We start from the raw sequence: 16,890 nt of genomic DNA, 5'->3' as shown, positions 1-16,890 counted from the left end.
TTTAAACCACTCCCTGAGTATAAAAAAATTGTTGGGTTGCTAACATGTTTTTAATTTTTTTAGGTACATGATATGTTTCACCAAGATGAGCATGTCGGTTGCATAGTGCAATATATTCTGCAAAACCAATATGTTGTATGTAATAGCATGGTCCAACATAAAAGTCAGGAAAACCAAAGCCATGGACTAATGCCAAGTCTGCTTGTTGCGCATCTTTGACCATGCCTTCATTGATCGCTTGTAATGTGGCATGGCATAAAGCGATGAGGAAACGGTCAACAATATCTTGATCTTCCATCACATGAAACGGCTGCTCACTATATAATAAATCATATATTATATGATTGGTTCTAGCCGTTTGTGTGCTGTTGTCGTAGCGATAAAATCCAAAGTCGTGTGTTTGACCGAAGTGCCCTTGATCAACCATGTATTGAATACATTTGGGAATACTTGCTTGCTTGCCATATCGTGCTTTCTCAATATAGACATACTGTTTGAGACCAATGCGATCAAGCAATTTTGCAGGGCCTTCTAAAAATCCAAAATTTTGCATCGCAGTATCAATAACGGCAAAATCTATACCGTCATCGATCAGTTCAGATAAAACCGAGACATAAGCCGCTAAAATATGTTGGCTAAATAAACCTGCTTTTGGATTAACTAAAAGCGGCATTTTCCCGAGTTGTTGTAAGTGGTGGTGTGCTAAGGTGACTGTATTTTGATTAGCTTTGCTATGCGCAACAAGCTCGACCAACGGCTTGCTGTGTAGGCTGGTCATCTGATGCATGACCAGCACGTGTTCTGGTTGCTCAAGTTGCTCTGCTAAATTTTGTGCAGAAATCATAGGACTTTCAACAAGTATGATGCAGTTTGTATCTAGCTGTTGTTGTAACTGATTTAAGCGAATAACTTTTGTATTGATATTTTCTGCAACCAAATCAAAGACACATTGAATGTCATGACTCAATGGATTATAGCGAGAATATTTAATGGCAGATGTTTTTAAATCTATAGTGGATTGCTCAAGGGCCTGATTGAAAGTGTTGTAGTCGAAGTCTTGCCCTGTATCTGCAATATGCACCTGTAAGTCATGCTGAAGAAGATCTGTTATCCATGGCTGATAACTGTTCACGACAGTGGCGACATGTTGTAACTGAGGTGGCATGGCTTGATCTGTTATATATTGCGAACATGCTTGTATTGTTAATTGTGGGGTTTGCCAAAGGTTATTTATTTTTATATATGCCTGTAACTCGAATTGTTGCGCTTCTACACGACTGCTATTTACAGATTGTTCGAGAGTATCGAGTAAAATTTTATAAGCAGGGTAGTGAACATGTGATTTCTGTTGGTAGGTCAATGCTCTTGCTTGCTCAAACACCATAAACTGTGCAATTCGTGTGAGTTTTGTTGGTTGAACTTTATATAACGGTTTAGGTTGTTGTTGTTTTAATTGCACATACTGTATAGCGCTGTTTAGAATATTGTTTGTAGATATCTGAGCATCTGCAAGCCCTATAGTACGTAAACTAATGGTATTAAATGGCGTATTATTTTGTAGCGTTGTTATGGCGTGTTCAAGTCCAATAAGTCTAGGTAAGCGAACACTTGCACCGAGTGCCGAGCTTTGACCAAAGGTGTGTGCAGCAAAAAACATGCGAGCTTGCGGGCAAGTCATACGGTAGTCACAGCATAAAGCAATTTCAGCCATCGGGCCAAAGGTATACTGTTCGATTAAAGCGACAGTTGGAAAGGTATAGTCTTCAATACGGTTAAGCTGTGTTTGAGCATGGGCAAATAGGTCTTCAATATGTTGCTGTTGTAACTGTTGCTGATAATACTGACACATTGTGGCAGGAGGGCATTCTAAATCTAATAAAAGTAACCCTGAAATATTGCGTTCGTTATCAAGAGAATTAAGTGCTATGTCTAAGTCATTAAAAAAATCGTAATGAAAAAGTGGGGTATTACCCTGTGGTGCTTTAAAGCGCAGTGCTGCAATATCATGTTCTAATCGTTGTATGCTGACCGCAGGGCCGTTATAAATCATGCCCTTATCTCCTTGAGTATGTGTTTGACTACATGTCATTGTAAAATTTAGTGAAAAGAGTATTTACTTTAAGATAACTGAACCTGTCGGTTTTGTCTGTATTGTATGGGTTTAAAATGTAGAGTGGCTATATTTTAGTGTAAATCTGATAGATTGTATTGTGGCAAGTGGTATTTAAAGCAATTGATACATTTTTATATGGTAGGTGCTTTGAAGATATAGACAGTATTCGATTAAAAATTAAATGATGAAATATCCTCTCGGTTGAACATATTTGGATTAATGTAGATGGCCAGATTAAGTATTAATGTAAATAAAATCGCTTTAATTAGAAATTCAAGAGGGACTAATTTTCCAGACTTAGGCGAGTTTGTAGAGCAAATATTAAAGCTTGGTGTGGGTGGTATTACTGTTCATCCAAGGCCAGATCAAAGACATATTAAGTATGAGGACGTCTATACCATTTCAAAAATATTAAAAAGGTATCCTAACGCGGAGTTAAATGTAGAAGGTTATCCAGATAGAGCGTTTCTTGATCTTATAAAAGATGTTTCTCCTCATCAATGTACATTGGTTCCAGACTCATCAACGCAACTCACATCAGATCATGGGTGGGATTTAACAGATTCATCTATTTTAAAACCGTTAATACAAGAAATACGAGAGGTTCCCACACGATTAACACTATTTATTGAACCTCATCTAGAAGATGCTAAGTTAGCTAAGAAATTTGACGTTGATGCTGTTGAAATATATACCGAATATTATGCAAGTAGAAAGATAAAGAGTGAAATAGATAGTGCGACTCAAGCCATAGTGAATACGTGTTTAGCTGCGCAAGAGGAAGGAATGATTGTGAATGCTGGACATGATCTTAATTTAGATAATTTGGAAAATTTATTAAGTTGTTGCAGTATTAGTGAGGTTTCGATAGGACATGCATTTACGATTGAATGTATACAGTATGGACTAAAAGAAGTGCTTAATAGATATATTGAGATATGTAGTAAGTATTGAATTAAAAAGTTTAATTGGTAAAAGAAGGCAAGGCGTGAATCCAAATATCAGTGCACATGTTCAAACAATACTTCATCACATGACTCAACTGCCTGGCGTGTACAAAATGCTCGGTGAACATGGCGAGCTGTTGTACGTTGGTAAAGCAAAAAACTTAAAAAACCGTGTTTCTAATTATTTTGTTAAAACCATTGATCACCCTAAAACCAAAGCTTTGGTTGCCCGAATTCGTGACATTGAAACGATCATTGTACGTTCTGAAACTGAAGCTTTATTGTTAGAACAAAATCTAATTAAGTTACATCGGCCACAGTATAATATTTTACTCAGAGATGATAAATCATACGTTTATATTTACGTGTCTACAGATAAACCTTACCCACGCATTGCCAGTGGACGAGGCAAAGGACGACATCAAGTGGGGCGTTTTTTTGGGCCCTACCCAAGCGCGTATGCCGCTAAGGATATGTTGTTAACTTTACAAAAGCTTTTTAATGTTCGGCAATGCGAAAATAGTTATTTTGCACAACGCAAACGCCCATGTTTGCAGTATCAAATTAAACGTTGTACTGCTCCATGTGTGGGCTTAGTGACGCCTGAAAGCTACAAGCACGATGTCGATAATTCAATACAGTTTTTGCAAGGTAATACTAAAGCGCTGAATCAAGAGCTGATTGAACAGATGGAACAGGCGGCAGAAAAGCTCGAATTTGAAAAAGCGGTATTTTATAGAGATCGTTTAAGTTTGTTACGTGAAGTATCTGCACAACAAGCGGTCTACAAAGTCAAAGGCGAAGCCGATATTTTAGCCATTTCTCATCTTGCAGGGGTAACATGCGTACAAGTTATGCACGTACGTAATGGCCGTATGTTAGGTGGAAAAAGCTATTTTCCAGACATGTTGAGTGATGATCTTGGGCAAATGCTCAGTGACTTTATGGCGAACTTTTACTTTCAAGTGGCAGATGAAGTACCACAAGAGTTAATTGTTAATCAAACCTTACCCGACCAAACACAGCTTGAACAGGCCCTTTCTCAAAGTTTAGACAAGCGTATACATATTAAATCAAGTGTCCGAGAAACACGTGCTGAATGGTTACAACTGGCTCAAATGAATGTAGAGCATGCCATTAAAGGTCAATTGAGCAATCATTTAGAGCTACATGAACGATTTTATCAGTTACAGCAGTTACTTGAGCGTAGTATAGATCGTATTGAGTGTTTTGATATTAGTCATACCATGGGTGAGGCCACGGTTGCATCTTGTGTGGTATTTGACCAAGGGGGAATGCGTAAGCGAGATTATCGCCAGTTTGACATTGAAGATATTCAAGCCGGAGATGACTATGCTGCTATGCGTCAAGCACTGACTCGCCGTTATAAAAAAGCCATGTTACCTGACTTATTACTCATAGATGGTGGTAAAGGGCAACTCCATATGGCCATGGAGGTAATGCAAGATCTGAATTTAGAGGCCTTTATGGTTGGGGTGTCAAAAGGCGAAGGTCGAAAACCGGGTTTAGAAACCCTACATTTTACCAATGGTGAAAAAATACAGTTACCTGAAGACAGTAAAGCATTGCATTTAATTCAACAAGTACGTGATGAAGCCCATCGTTTTGCGATTACCAAACACCGTGCGAAGCGAGATAAACGCCGTGCAGGCTCAGTACTAGAGGTGATTCCTGGTTTAGGCCAAAAGCGTCGCCGTGATTTACTCACACACTTTGGTGGCATACAAGGGGTACTAAAAGCCTCTGAAAAAGAGCTCACAGGTGTATCTGGTATTGGTGCAATGATGGCAAGAACTATTTATAAGGTATTACATGAGTAAAGATGGTTACTGCAAACACATTCGGTTAACTTTCATGGTCGACAGTGCTTGTGATTTCGTATAAAGTGGCATCATATTTAGATACAATTTATTTTGTCTAATGGGATTGTACACACAATTGGCTAAGCAAGGTGGCGAGTAGATCATGAGTACAGGGCAGATCCTGAATATTCCAAATGTGTTGACCATCGCAAGGATTGGATTAATCCCCGTTTTTTTACTGATTGCGTATTGGCCCCCTGTAATTGGGGTACACGGTAGTGAACATACCATTGTTTTTCGCCATGCTTTACTCACTTCAATTTTTATTTTAGCCGCAATTACCGATTGGTTTGATGGCTATTTAGCACGAGTATTGAATCAGAGCTCTGCTTTTGGGCGCTTTTTAGACCCTGTTGCAGATAAACTCATGGTTGTAGCGGCTTTAATTATGTTGGTGCAGTGGAAACCCACAATTTTAATGGCATTTGCAGCCATTGTGATTATTTCTCGTGAAATTACAGTATCTGCTTTGCGTGAATGGATGGCAGAGCTTGGTGCACGTACCAATGTTGCAGTGTCTACGGTCGGTAAATATAAAACTGCATTTCAAATGATTTCAATTAGTGTATTTTTACTCAACTGGCAACCATTAGATATTTTAGCGTATATTATTTTATATGCAGCCGTCATTTTGACCTTATGGTCTATGGTGATTTATTTAAGAGCAGCATGGCCTTTTTTGAAACAGCCATAATTTAGAATCTCTATTGTTTAAAACACCTCCTATGAGGTGTTTTTTTATTGCTCAGTCTCATCTTGATGAATGAGTTCAAAATATTGTTGTTCAATTTGCCGAGCGCTGTCTGTGAGCATCGCAATAAGTTTATTGAGATCAACAAAAGTAAAGCGATTTTTTGAGCCAATAATGGTCAGGGCTAAAGGTGGGAGCTTTTTGGAGTAATGTACAGGTACGGCAAGCCCTGCATAGTTTTCTAGTACTTCGCCTTGTGAAAAATAATAACCTTGTTTTTTAATTTTTTTCATACGCTGTAGAAAAATGGTTTCATTCTCTGCGAACCCAGTATGAGCAAAGTTTTTCGCATATTTTTTATAAAATGTTTGTAAGCTTTTTTTGCTTAAATAAGATACCATAATTTTGGGAGAAGACCCCATATAAACAGAACGTGGATTACCACGTCCATAAGACAATAGTTTATGTTTTTGAAATGATTCACTATGTAAGTCAATACAATAATCATGATTTAAGAAAGTGAGCATGCAGTCTAACTCTGTAATTTCAGCTATTTCTTTCATAAAAGGAATGCTCATTTGTACTAACGGGTCAGTGGCTCTAGAAATGTAGTCGAGGACTGCAATTTTAGGCCCTAACATATAGTCACCAGAGGTGCCACAAATACGTTGTAATAAACCTGTTGCAACCAATTCTTTTAAATAACGATAACTGGTTGGTTTAGATAATCCAAGTTCATATCCAATTAAGTCAACATTAATCACAGGTCGACTGACTGAAAATAAGTCGAGTACAGTCAGTATTTTTCCAAAACTGGTCATAGACATAGTGAGTTCTTTCCCTAAAACACGCATTCAAACAGGTATGACGCCATTTTTAACATAACTGAGCCAATAATAAAAACCCAATAGTTATTAAATTATCATATAGGGATATTTTATTGACTTTTTATCCTTATTTTGTAATCATAATTTAAATAAATATCTAATAAAGAAAATACTGTGTAAATAATTTGGGTCATAACAGCGTATTGTCTTGTGTCAGATCAAATGAATTTTATGTGCGAAGGAACATCATGCAAATTTTGAAACAGCTCGTGGCATATCGTCCGAGTAAGTTAGATTGGGTCTTTGCCATTAAAACTTATATTGCAGCGATGTTGGCACTATTTATTTCTTTTCAGCTCGATTTACTCAATCCAATCTGGTCCATTGGGACAGTGATGATTATTGCAAATCCGTATGCAGGTATGTTGTCATCAAAAGCACTGTATCGTTTGGCAGGTACCGCAATCGGAGCAATCGTTGCTGTGATACTTATGCCACACTTAATTAATACGCCGTGGTTATTTGCCAGCGTGATTGCAGGGTGGGTTGGCTTTTGTTTGTATATTTCTTTGCTTGACCGCACACCACGTAGTTATATGCTCATGTTGTCTGGTTATACAGTCGCTATGATTGTATTTAATGCCATTAATAGCATGGATACACATAGTATTTTTGATATTGCTTTGGCTCGGTTTTTAGAAATTGGTATAGCAGTGATTTGTTCAGCAGTAGTGTCTGCAGTTATTTTACCTGTACATATTGGTCCAATTATTCAACAGCGTGTAGAAGGTAATTTGGCTAGTTTAGATACATTGTTTGAGAAGGTATTTACGCCTGATACCAAAATAGAGGACTACAGTCAAAACATTGCAGCGATTACACGTGATATGAGTGAGCTACACAGTATGGCTGTGCATTTGTGGTTCGAAAATTCCGAACTGAGAGGTATGACGAAACCTGTACAAGAGATGTTGCATCAGTTGGCCATGGCCGTGACCAATTTGGTAGCAATGTCTGAGCGACTCAAACAACTACAACCCGTGCAAAATAGCCAGTTTAGCCAAGCTCTAACGCAGTTATCGAATGATGTTTTAGTATTTCTGCATCAAGATAAAGTACTTCAAGAACAAGAATTAGAAGATTTATCTGATCATTTTTCAGTAATTTTTGAACAGTTACGTCAACAGGTTGGAAGCGAGTATTTTACCGTACTAAATAGTTTACAGATGGACTTGCGCCATTATATTTATAATGTACGAATCGTTCGCTTTATTTGGCAACGTATTCAGCAAGGACGTAAAGACTTTCCAGAAAATATTGTGCCTCTTACCACAGCTTATCCAAGTTTACACCGAGACCACGGCGTGGCGGTGAGAGGTGGTTTGGCTGCATTATGTAGTACATTTTTCGCAATTGCTGTCTGGATTTTAAGTGGTTGGAAAGCTGGTTTTATGATGGCGCAAATGGCAGCTGTGTGCTCTTGTATTTTAACTGCAATAGATAACCCTATACCCGCATTGAAGATCTTCTTTTGGGGCAGTATTAGTGCTTTTTGCATTGTATTTGTTTATGTTTTTGCTATTTTTCCAAGTATTAGTCAGTTTTGGCAGTTGGCATTGGTACTCGCTCCAGCAGTAATTGCGTTTACTTTACTGGTTGCACGACCAAATTTAATGGCGCTTGGTCTGGTTTTGGGCGTGGTGAGTGTGATGTCAATGAACTTACAAAACCGTTATGCCATAGATACAATCTCATTTTTAGATGCAGATTTTGCCATGGTTTTAGGGGTGTTATGTGCATTGGTCAGTGTTTATTTTATTCGTGCAATGTCACCCGAAGAAACTGCAACACGTATTTTACAACGCCATTATCGTGCGATGCAAAAAATGGTGCATATGTCTTATGGCACAGCATTTAGAGTGCGTTTGCGTAGCATGATTGATCGGATTGGTATATTGAACAGTAAGTTAGTACAGTCACAAGATATAAAGCATGCCATGCACTCTGCATTGGTTGAAACCAGTGCAACGGTAGATTTATCTCGTATTCATGAGCTGGCTTCATCGCAATTGATTTCACCTACCTTACAGCAAGCATTGGTGAGATTACAGAGTCATTGTGTGGTGCTCTTTCAAGAATTGGAAAAGCAAGGGCAAGCAACAACTAAAACACATGAACAATTGGTTTTAGCCTTACAAAATATTGATGCTGCATTGAAAGGTGAAGAAAATAGCAATATTAAACAACGTGTCTATATGAGTTTAAATAATATTCAAAATAGTATTTTCAAACACGTGGGGATACAAACGCATGTGGAGCAAATCGCATGAGTGACTTTAATCTGTACGGTATTTTTATTCCTAGTTTTCTAGTTCAGGCCATTTTGGCATATGTCTTATTTTTAGTGGTCAGTCGTTGCACCCGTGTTTGTGTAGAGCGTGGCTGGATTATGTTTGTGGGTGTATTTCATTTGTGCCTGTATCTGCTGTGTTTATTATGCATGCACTCTATTTTTATTTGGTTTACGGTGAAGTAGGTTATTTCATGAGTTCATTTGAGGTGCGCAAAGCAGTGAGACCATTGCTTATGCTGATTTTAATTATACTTGCTGTACTCACAGTATGGCATTTATGGGATTACTATAATGCAGAGCCATGGACACGGGATGGTCGTGTGAGAGCTGATGTGATTGAAGTATCTTCAGATGTATCTGGACTAGTGACTCAAGTATTGGTGCAAGATAACCAGACCATCAAAAAAGGTCAGTTATTATTTGAAGTCGATACAGCAAGACAGGTACTGAGTGTGGCTCAGGCCAAGTCTGATTTGGCTAAAGCCCAAGCAGGCTTAGCGCAAGCAGAAGCAAGTTTAGCGCAAACCAAAGCCAATGCAGTTAAATCTGTGGCCAATACCAAACTTGCTGACCAAAATGCCATGCGTTATGCCAATTTAATGAATGGCGCTATTTCTAAACAAGAGCAAGATCAAGTGTTGGCAGTCAAAGCACAGTCACATGCTGAAGACAAACAGTTAGAAGCCAGTATTGAACAAGCACAAGCCAATATTAAACAACAGCATGCATTAATTGCCGTTGCACAAAGTAATTTAAATTTAGCAACATTGAATTTACAGCGTTCTTCGGTGGTGGCTCCTGCTGACGGTACATTGTCTAATTTTGATATGCGTGTGGGTGATTATGTAAAAGTCGGGCAGGCCGTTGCTGCCATGGTCGATCGTAAGCAGTTATATGTGGTGGGTTATTTTGAAGAAACTAAACTGAGTAAAATACATGTGGGTGATCAAGCCAGTATTGAACTTATGGGCGATCAACATGCCATCAAAGGTCATGTGCAAGGCATTGCATCGGGTATTGAAGACCGTGAGCGTAGTGCAAGTAGTTCACTGTTGGCCAATGTGAATCCAACTTTTACGTGGGTGCGTTTGGCACAACGTATACCTGTGAAAATTATGTTAGATGAAGAACCTAAAAATTTAATGACATTTGTGGCAGGTAGAACAGCAACCGTAAGAATTTTACCTACGGCACAGAAGTAATACTCACTTTATGGTTTGATAGGCGTTGGGTACTCATACCAATTTTCAATCAAAATAGCAGCTGCAAGGCTGTCGGCAGATAGGGTTTTACCTCGCCCTTGCTTCTGATAGCCCTCGAGTTGCTCACGCGCACTACGTGTTGTTAAGCGCTCATCTACCATATAGGTTTCGATGTTGGTTTGGTGGCGTAAACGCCGTGCAAATTTTCGAGCTCTGAGTGATAAATCGGATTCGCTATCATCCATGTTGAGTGGTAAACCGACCAAAAATAATTCAGGTTGCCATTCTTTAACAATTTTAAGTAGCTGTTCCCATTGAGGAATTCCATCTTTCATGGGGAATTGTGCCAAGGGTGTACTCGACTGTATACGACTTTGGCCAATTGCCATGCCCATTTTTTGCGTACCGAAGTCAAAGGCCATAATACTGTTGACTGAATTAGGCATGACCAATCTCTACTGAAAGGCGAGTAGGATCTACACCAATTTTTCGGTAAGCTGCACCAAGTCGTTCGGTATAATCTAAATTAAAAATTAAGTCCATATCTGACTCACAAATGAGCCAATCGCCACGGGCAATTTCAGCTTCAAGTTGATCTTTTTGCCAGCTTGCATACCCTAGAGCAATTTGGTAATTGTCTACGCCTTCGTTATGGGCAATCGCATCTAAAATATCTTTGCTGGTGGTGATGCAGACATTTTCACCAATCGCAATTGAAGAGTGCCATGTGGGTTGGCCTGTGTGTAATACAAAACCTGCCTCAGGGCGTAAAGGTCCACCTTGTAAAACAGCATGTGGATTGACATGATCCGCATCAATGTCTAGGTCATTCAGTAGCTCTCTAATTTCAATATTACTGGGTTGATTTAATACGATACCTTGAGCACCATCTGCATCATGGCGTGCTAGATAAATGACTGTATTTGCAAAAGTATCATCGTGCATACCGGGTGGTGCAATTAAACAACGATGTGTTAAATATTGTTTTGTCACCTAAAATGTGCTCCAAAGGTGTTACATAGTCAATGGGTAGAGGCTCTAACATACAAGAACATCTTCTATACGCCAAGCGTGTACAGTTATTTTTGTGTTTGAAACTTGAGTGCGCGAAGTTGTTTGGCATGTTGTAAGGTGGTTTGATTAATTTCTATACCACCCGTCATTCGTGCCAACTCATGTATACATTGTTCTTCATTAAGTTGAAAAATGGTACTACTTGCAGGGTCTGTTTGTTGCTTTTGTACAAATAAATGCTGGTCAGATTGTGCAGCCACCTGTGCTTGGTGGGTAATACATAAAATTTGTACGTGTTGCGCTAGTTTACTGAGCAAACGGCCAACAATTTCAGCAGTGCCACCACTAATACCTACATCTATTTCATCAAATACAATCATTTCAGCTTCAGTGCGTTCAGCATTCATGACCTGCATAACCAATGCGATGCGAGATAATTCACCGCCCGAAGCGACTTTTGCTAAAGGTTGGGCAGGTATGCCTTTATTGGCAGTAAAGAGCAATTGAATATTGCTGAGTCCTTCTGTGTTGGCCTGCTCTAAAGGTTCAAACTTAAACTCAAAATAGGCTTCTGGTAAGGCCAATGTTTTGATTTGTGCTGTGAGCTGCTGAGCTAAACGTGGTGCTGCTTCTTGGCGGATTTTGTCTAAATGACGTGCTTTTTCAAAGAAATCTGCCTCAAGCTCAGTCACCAAAGTGGCCAAAGTAGTTGGGTCTTCTTGTTGCAAAAGTGCATCAAGTTGCTTTTGGTCACTCAGGTATTGCATTTTTAACTGTTCAGGTTGAGTGCGGTATTTACGTGCTAAACGGTGGAATACTTCTAGCTCATGGTTAAGCTGTTCCATGCGTTCAGGATTGAAACTTTGTTTGTCAATAAACTGGCGTATGGCTAAAGCGGCATCATTAATTTCACTTTGTGCATTGCTTAAACTGATATAAATGTCTTGCAATTCGTTACTGCGCCCTGCATGAGCTTCTAAGCGTTTGACCACACTTGCTAGTGTTTGAGTAATATTTTGCTCATCTTCATCTAGTACATTTAAACCATAAGCCGTGTCTTGCATAATGGCTTCATGATGGCTAAATCGGTCAAATTCTTGCTCGATTTCGCTATAGTTCTTTTCTGAAATGGTTTCTAGTTCTTCAATCTGGATTTCTAATTGTTCAATGCGTTGCTGTCTAGAGGTTTGTGCAGCCAATGCATCTTGGTGTTGACGAATGGTTTTTTGCCATAAAGTATAGGCTTGGCGAACAGCTTGAGCAGGTTGTGCAAATTGGTGTACGTGGTCAAGCCATTGTTTAGGGTAAGGCGGAGCGAGTAGCTGTTGTTGGCTGTGTTGGCTATAGAGTTGAACTAACAGTCGACCAAGCTCTTTAAGTTCCGTTAAACTGGTCGGGCGACCGTTGACCCATGCTTTACTGCGACCTGTGGCAAAAATAACACGACGCAAGTGAATTTCACCTGAGTCATCGTCAAGTTCCTTCTGGTTAAGCCATATGGCTTCGGGAGAGTTTTTTTTACAGCTAAATACTGCAGTTACATCTGCCTTTTCTGTACCAAAGCGGACTAGTCCTGCATCTGTGCGCTCGCCTAGACATGCAGACAGTGCATCTAGCAGTAATGATTTACCTGCACCGGTCTCACCTGTTAAAACATTAAATCCTGATGCAATATCTAAGGCCAAATGTTTGGCTAAAGCAAAATTGATAAGTGTTAAATGTGTGAGCATATACGCATCCATCATGTGCGAAGTGTTATTTTACGTGGCATTTAGTGATGCCAGTTGCACTAAAAAGTATCATATAAAATAGAATACTGAAAAAATATATACGACCAATCTATTTTATCAGTAGATTATACGAATACTACAATATTGCTGTCATGGTTTTGCGATAAATTTACGAATATAAGTAGATAAAACCATATCAATATGGCATGGTTGTTGTAAGTAAATAAATATATTAATTGGCATAACATATTAATCATAGGGTGGAAAAAAAGATGTCAGTTCAGTTCGATTATGTATCTGTGGTCAAAAAATCTAATGTTTATTTTAATGGTTTATGTGTAAGCCACACGGTGCAATTTGAAGATGGTACTAAAAAAACGTTAGGTGTGATTTTACCCAGCGATCAAGCATTAACATTTGAAACACATGTACCAGAGCGTATGGAAATTATTTCTGGTGAATGCCGTGTACGCATTGCAGGCAATGAACAAGCAGAATTATTCCGTGCAGGGCAGTCTTTCTATGTGCCCGGTGAAAGCACATTTAAAATTGAAACAGACCAAGTAATAGATTATGTCTGTCATTTAGAAGGTTAGGCTTCGCTAAATAGGTTAAAATCAGCTAAAATGGCGCATACTTTTATCCTGTAAAGTCACTTACTTTACAGGATTTTATTTTTTAAATTTGAGGTCACTGCATCATGGCAAAGCCAGAATATTATTATGGTGTTCACTCTGTTGAATCTTTATTGGAGTTAGAACCTGAGCGTGTGCTAACGCTATTCACCTTAAAAGGGCGAGATGATCAGCGGTTACAACACCTTTTAAGTTTGGCAGAACCTTTTGGCATTAGCGTACAAAAGGCGAGTCGTGATAATTTAGAAAAAATGGCAGGCCTACCTTATCACCAAGGTGTCGTTGCTGCTGTGCGACCGCAACAAACTTTAAATGAAAAAGATTTAGATCAGCTGATTAAGAAAGAGCCACAGGCTTTATTGTTGGCACTTGATCAAGTCACAGACCCACATAACTTGGGTGCATGTATTCGTACGGCCGCCGCTATGGGTGTGCAAGCCGTCATTGTTTCGCGTGATCGTTCTGCGAGTCTGACCCCAACAGCACGAAAAGTAGCTGCAGGTGGTGCGGAAAAAGTACAGTTTATTCAAGTAACGAATTTGGCAAGGACATTGGCCCATTTAAAAGAGACCGCTTTTTACCGCGTGGTGGGTACGATGCTTGATGAACAAGCCAAGCCAATTCAAGCCTGTGATTTGTCTGGTGCACTTGTTATTGTAATGGGTGCAGAAGACACAGGTTTACGCCCAATTACTCAAGCACAGTGTGATGAGAAAGCATATATTCCAATGGCGGGTAACTTACAAAGTTTAAATGTGAGCGTTGCAACCGGCATGGCTTTGTATGAAGCTTGCCGTCAACGTTTACATGCTCACTAGCGTCAAATAGTGTTGGTGTAGTGGTTGTAATTGAGCATATAGTTGCTCAATTACACCTGTATTTAATACAATATCGTTGGCGCGTTGTTGTTTTTCTTGTCGCGGCATTTGTGCTGAAATAATTTGACTAATTTTTTCTATTGATTGTTGGTCTCGTGCTGAAGCACGTTGTTGTTGTAGTTCTTCAGAAGTGTCAATCAGTAAGGTTCTTTGCACCAGTTGATGTTGATCAGTTTCAAAGAGTAACGGTGATACTAAAATACAATATGGACTATGTGCTTGAGCGAGTTGTTGAATGATTTCAGCCCGAATTATCGGATGAGTAATTTGTTCAAGTTGTTTTTTTGCATGAGTACTATTAAAAATAAGTTCTCGTAAATATGCGCGATGTAGTGATCCATCCGCTAGAATGACCTGCTGACCAAATACATGCGCTATTTCAACTAATGCAGGTTGTCCGACCTCTACAACTTTTCGGGCAACAATATCTGCATCTACTACAGTAATACCTTGTGTGGCAAACCAATCACTGGCCACAGTTTTACCACTGCCAATACCACCTGTTAGACCAATGGTGAGGCTGGACATTAATAGCTACCCAAATAGATTTGCATAATTTGATTGCCCCAAATTAAAGCGATCCAACCTGCTAACGCAATATATGGGCCAAAAGCAAAAGGAAGACTTTCTTTTCTTTTCTTCATTAAGATAATACCAATAATTGAGCCTAACAAAGATGAAAGTAAAATAATGAGTGGTAACATCAGTGGCCCTAAACACGCACCTAAAGCAGCCAAAAGCTTAAAGTCACCATAGCCCATACCATCTTTACCTGTAATGATTTTATACATCACACACACGACCCATAAACATAAAAAGCCAATAATTGCACCCCAAATCGCACTGACGGGGCTAACAAACAGTTGCATACTATTTGCGGCTAAACCAAGACCGAGTAGGGTAAAGGTAAAACGATCTGGCAGGTATTGGGTATCAAAGTCAATAAAAGACAGTGTGATGAGTAGCCAGGTAAAGATCAGTGCAAATATCATGTGTAAGCTTGGGCCAAAGCTGTAAGCAATAACGACAGAACATATGCAGGTCAGTAGTTCTATGAAAGGATATCGGATGCTAATGGGTTCATGGCAGTTTGAACATTTTCCCCGAAGCACTAACCAACTGACTAGTGGAATATTTTGATACCAATGAATCAGTGCTTTACAGCCACGACAGTGTGAGCGTGGCGTGTTTAAACTGAGCTTTTCATGCTCAATGATCGGTTCATTTGGGTGAAGGAGCATTTTGCATTCATTTTGCCATGCTTGCTCCATCATTTTTGGCGTTCTAAAAATCACAACATTCAAAAAGCTACCGATACACAAGCTTATAACAGCAGTAGCAGTATAAAAAAGTATGCTGTTTTGGTTTAATAAATCTATTAAATCACTCACTACACCACCGAACCCATTTGGAAAATTGGCAGATACATCGCAACGACAAGACCACCAACCAATACACCCAAAACTGCCATAATCAGTGGTTCCATCATAGAGGTTAAACCATCGACTGCATTATCGACTTCTTCTTCATAGTAGGTCGCAACCTTATCCAACATGGCATCTAGTGCACCCGACTCTTCACCAATTGCAACCATTTGAATGGCCATAGATGGAAAACGTTCAGTCTGACGCATAGAAAACTGAAGTTGTTGACCTGAAGCAACATCATCTCGAATACGCATCACAGCAGTTTCATAAACAATATTGTTGGTTGCTCTTGCTGTAGATTCTAAAGCATCAATCAGCGGTACGCCTGCAGCAAAAGTAGTGGCTAGCGTACGACTATAACGAGCAATAATAGATTTGTAGATCAAACCACCAAAAATAGGGAGTTTAAGTACCAAGTGATCGATACGGTTACGTAAGCCCTGACTGCGTTTGTAGCTTTGTGAAATGCCAATCACACTGGCTATAATAGCACCAATTAAAATATACCAATATGACTGCATCCAATTTGACATATTAACCACCATTTGAGTAAATGCCGGTAACTCTGCACCAAAGGATGAAAATAAGCCTTGGAACACAGGAACTACTTTTACCATCAAAATAATAGTAACAATGAATGCGACAACAATGACACTGATTGGATATTTAACAGCTTTTTTAATTTTTTGCTTCAACTGTTCGCTTTTTTCTTTGTAGATTGCAACACGGTCAAGCATGGTTTCAAGCGCACCAGATTGCTCGCCTGCTTCGACTAAAGCACAAAATAGTTGATCAAAATATTTAGGATATTTTTGTAATGCTTGAGCAAAAGTGCTCCCATTTTCTACTTCATTTTTAATACCAAGCACAATGTCACGCATACTTGGGTTTTCAAGCCCACCTGCAACAATTTCAAAACTTTGTACTAAAGGTACACCAGCTTTCATCATGGTGGCCAATTGGCGTGTAAAAATAGTAATATCTAGTGTAGAAATTCCTTTTTTAAAGACGCCTTCAAGTAAATCTTTTCGTTTAGGATTGATTTTTGAGACATTAATTCCTTGTTTGCGTAAACTCGCTTTGGCTAACGCCATATTTTTTGCGGTTAACTCACCAGTAATTTTAGCCCCTTTTCTATCTACTCCAACGTAAGAAAAAGTTTGTAGCTTTTCTGCATTTGCTGCCATGTT

At 39.2% G+C, this 16,890-nt stretch carries 16 protein-coding genes; 8 read left to right on the top strand and 8 right to left on the bottom strand.

The features are described 5' to 3' along the window. Position 1: 1 nt before the first annotated feature. Positions 2-2,050 carry a 3-hydroxyacyl-CoA dehydrogenase NAD-binding domain-containing protein gene (locus BLS38_RS08845; RefSeq protein ID WP_171258560.1) on the bottom strand — a complete coding sequence of 683 codons (2,049 nt, stop codon included), beginning with the start codon at positions 2,048-2,050 and terminating at the stop codon, positions 2-4. A 288-nt stretch (positions 2,051-2,338) separates the two neighbouring features. On the opposite strand from BLS38_RS08845, the gene BLS38_RS08840 reads away from it, so the two are divergent. From BLS38_RS08840 to pgsA, 3 genes are all read left to right on the top strand, one after another. Next, positions 2,339-3,067 carry a pyridoxine 5'-phosphate synthase gene (locus BLS38_RS08840; RefSeq protein WP_092748715.1) on the top strand — a complete coding sequence of 243 codons (729 nt, stop codon included), beginning with the start codon at positions 2,339-2,341 and terminating at the stop codon, positions 3,065-3,067. Between the two features lie 79 nt (positions 3,068-3,146). Further along, positions 3,147-4,901, top strand: coding sequence for an excinuclease ABC subunit UvrC (gene uvrC, locus BLS38_RS08835; protein ID WP_213030512.1), 1,755 nt, complete (start codon positions 3,147-3,149; stop codon positions 4,899-4,901). A 145-nt stretch (positions 4,902-5,046) separates the two neighbouring features. Next, positions 5,047-5,637: a CDP-diacylglycerol--glycerol-3-phosphate 3-phosphatidyltransferase gene (gene pgsA, locus BLS38_RS08830; RefSeq protein ID WP_092748713.1), complete on the top strand. Its 591-nt coding sequence runs from the start codon at positions 5,047-5,049 to the stop codon at positions 5,635-5,637. 44 nt (positions 5,638-5,681) lie between these two features. Here the strand turns inward: pgsA and BLS38_RS08825 are convergent, their stop codons facing one another. After that, positions 5,682-6,461, bottom strand: a complete 780-nt coding sequence (locus tag BLS38_RS08825) for an IclR family transcriptional regulator (RefSeq protein ID WP_092748767.1) — start codon at positions 6,459-6,461, stop codon at positions 5,682-5,684. A gap of 248 nt (positions 6,462-6,709) precedes the next feature. On the opposite strand from BLS38_RS08825, the gene BLS38_RS08820 reads away from it, so the two are divergent. The 3 genes from BLS38_RS08820 to BLS38_RS08810 are packed head-to-tail and all read left to right on the top strand — an operon-like array spanning position 6,710 to position 10,016. After that, positions 6,710-8,791, top strand: coding sequence for an FUSC family protein (locus tag BLS38_RS08820; RefSeq protein WP_092748711.1), 2,082 nt, complete (start codon positions 6,710-6,712; stop codon positions 8,789-8,791). After that, positions 8,788-8,997, top strand: a complete 210-nt coding sequence (locus tag BLS38_RS08815; RefSeq protein ID WP_092748709.1) for a DUF1656 domain-containing protein — start codon at positions 8,788-8,790, stop codon at positions 8,995-8,997. The genes BLS38_RS08820 and BLS38_RS08815 overlap by 4 nt, the downstream gene beginning before the upstream one ends. A gap of 8 nt (positions 8,998-9,005) precedes the next feature. Continuing rightward, positions 9,006-10,016 (top strand): HlyD family secretion protein, encoded by a 1,011-nt coding sequence (locus BLS38_RS08810; RefSeq protein WP_092748707.1) that lies wholly within the window; start codon positions 9,006-9,008, stop codon positions 10,014-10,016. A gap of 8 nt (positions 10,017-10,024) precedes the next feature. Here the strand turns inward: BLS38_RS08810 and ruvX are convergent, their stop codons facing one another. The 3 genes from ruvX to recN all read right to left on the bottom strand — a co-directional run bounded on the left by ruvX (position 10,025) and on the right by recN (position 12,760). After that, complete coding sequence (gene ruvX, locus BLS38_RS08805) at positions 10,025-10,462, bottom strand: Holliday junction resolvase RuvX (protein WP_092748705.1); 438 nt, start codon at positions 10,460-10,462, stop codon at positions 10,025-10,027. Next, positions 10,455-11,009 (bottom strand): YqgE/AlgH family protein, encoded by a 555-nt coding sequence (locus BLS38_RS08800; protein WP_092748703.1) that lies wholly within the window; start codon positions 11,007-11,009, stop codon positions 10,455-10,457. The genes ruvX and BLS38_RS08800 overlap by 8 nt, the downstream gene beginning before the upstream one ends. 86 nt (positions 11,010-11,095) lie before the next feature. Beyond that, positions 11,096-12,760, bottom strand: a complete 1,665-nt coding sequence (gene recN, locus BLS38_RS08795) for a DNA repair protein RecN (protein WP_092748701.1) — start codon at positions 12,758-12,760, stop codon at positions 11,096-11,098. Between the two features lie 272 nt (positions 12,761-13,032). Here recN and ppnP point away from each other — a divergent pair, with 272 nt between their 5' ends. Together ppnP and rlmB are read left to right on the top strand one after the other, a co-directional pair. Beyond that, on the top strand, positions 13,033-13,356 hold the full coding sequence (gene ppnP, locus BLS38_RS08790) for a pyrimidine/purine nucleoside phosphorylase (protein WP_092748699.1): 324 nt from the start codon (positions 13,033-13,035) through the stop codon (positions 13,354-13,356). Positions 13,357-13,460: 104 nt separating this feature from the next. Further along, a complete protein-coding gene (rlmB, locus tag BLS38_RS08785) occupies positions 13,461-14,213 on the top strand; it encodes a 23S rRNA (guanosine(2251)-2'-O)-methyltransferase RlmB (RefSeq protein ID WP_092748697.1) in 753 nt (250 codons plus the stop codon). Here the strand turns inward: rlmB and coaE are convergent. Genes coaE through BLS38_RS08770 form a run of 3 tightly spaced genes read right to left on the bottom strand, consistent with a single transcriptional unit; the run spans position 14,199 to position 16,887 of the window. Next, the gene (coaE, locus tag BLS38_RS08780) at positions 14,199-14,801 is read right to left on the bottom strand and encodes a dephospho-CoA kinase (RefSeq protein ID WP_092748695.1); all 603 of its coding nucleotides are present in this window, start codon (positions 14,799-14,801) and stop codon (positions 14,199-14,201) included. The genes rlmB and coaE overlap by 15 nt on opposite strands. Beyond that, positions 14,801-15,664, bottom strand: coding sequence for a prepilin peptidase (locus tag BLS38_RS08775; RefSeq protein WP_092748693.1), 864 nt, complete (start codon positions 15,662-15,664; stop codon positions 14,801-14,803). The genes coaE and BLS38_RS08775 overlap by 1 nt, the downstream gene beginning before the upstream one ends. Further along, entirely contained in the window at positions 15,664-16,887 is a 1,224-nt protein-coding gene (locus BLS38_RS08770; RefSeq protein ID WP_092748691.1) for a type II secretion system F family protein, read from the bottom strand. Before BLS38_RS08770 ends, BLS38_RS08775 begins: the two co-directional genes overlap by 1 nt. Between the last annotated feature and the right edge of the window lie 3 nt (positions 16,888-16,890).

The sequence above is a fragment of the Acinetobacter boissieri genome (assembly GCF_900096955.1).
GTDB lineage: Bacteria > Pseudomonadota > Gammaproteobacteria > Pseudomonadales > Moraxellaceae > Acinetobacter > Acinetobacter boissieri.
Note: the sequence above shows the minus strand (reverse complement) of the source record. Positions and strands in the feature narration are given on the sequence as shown.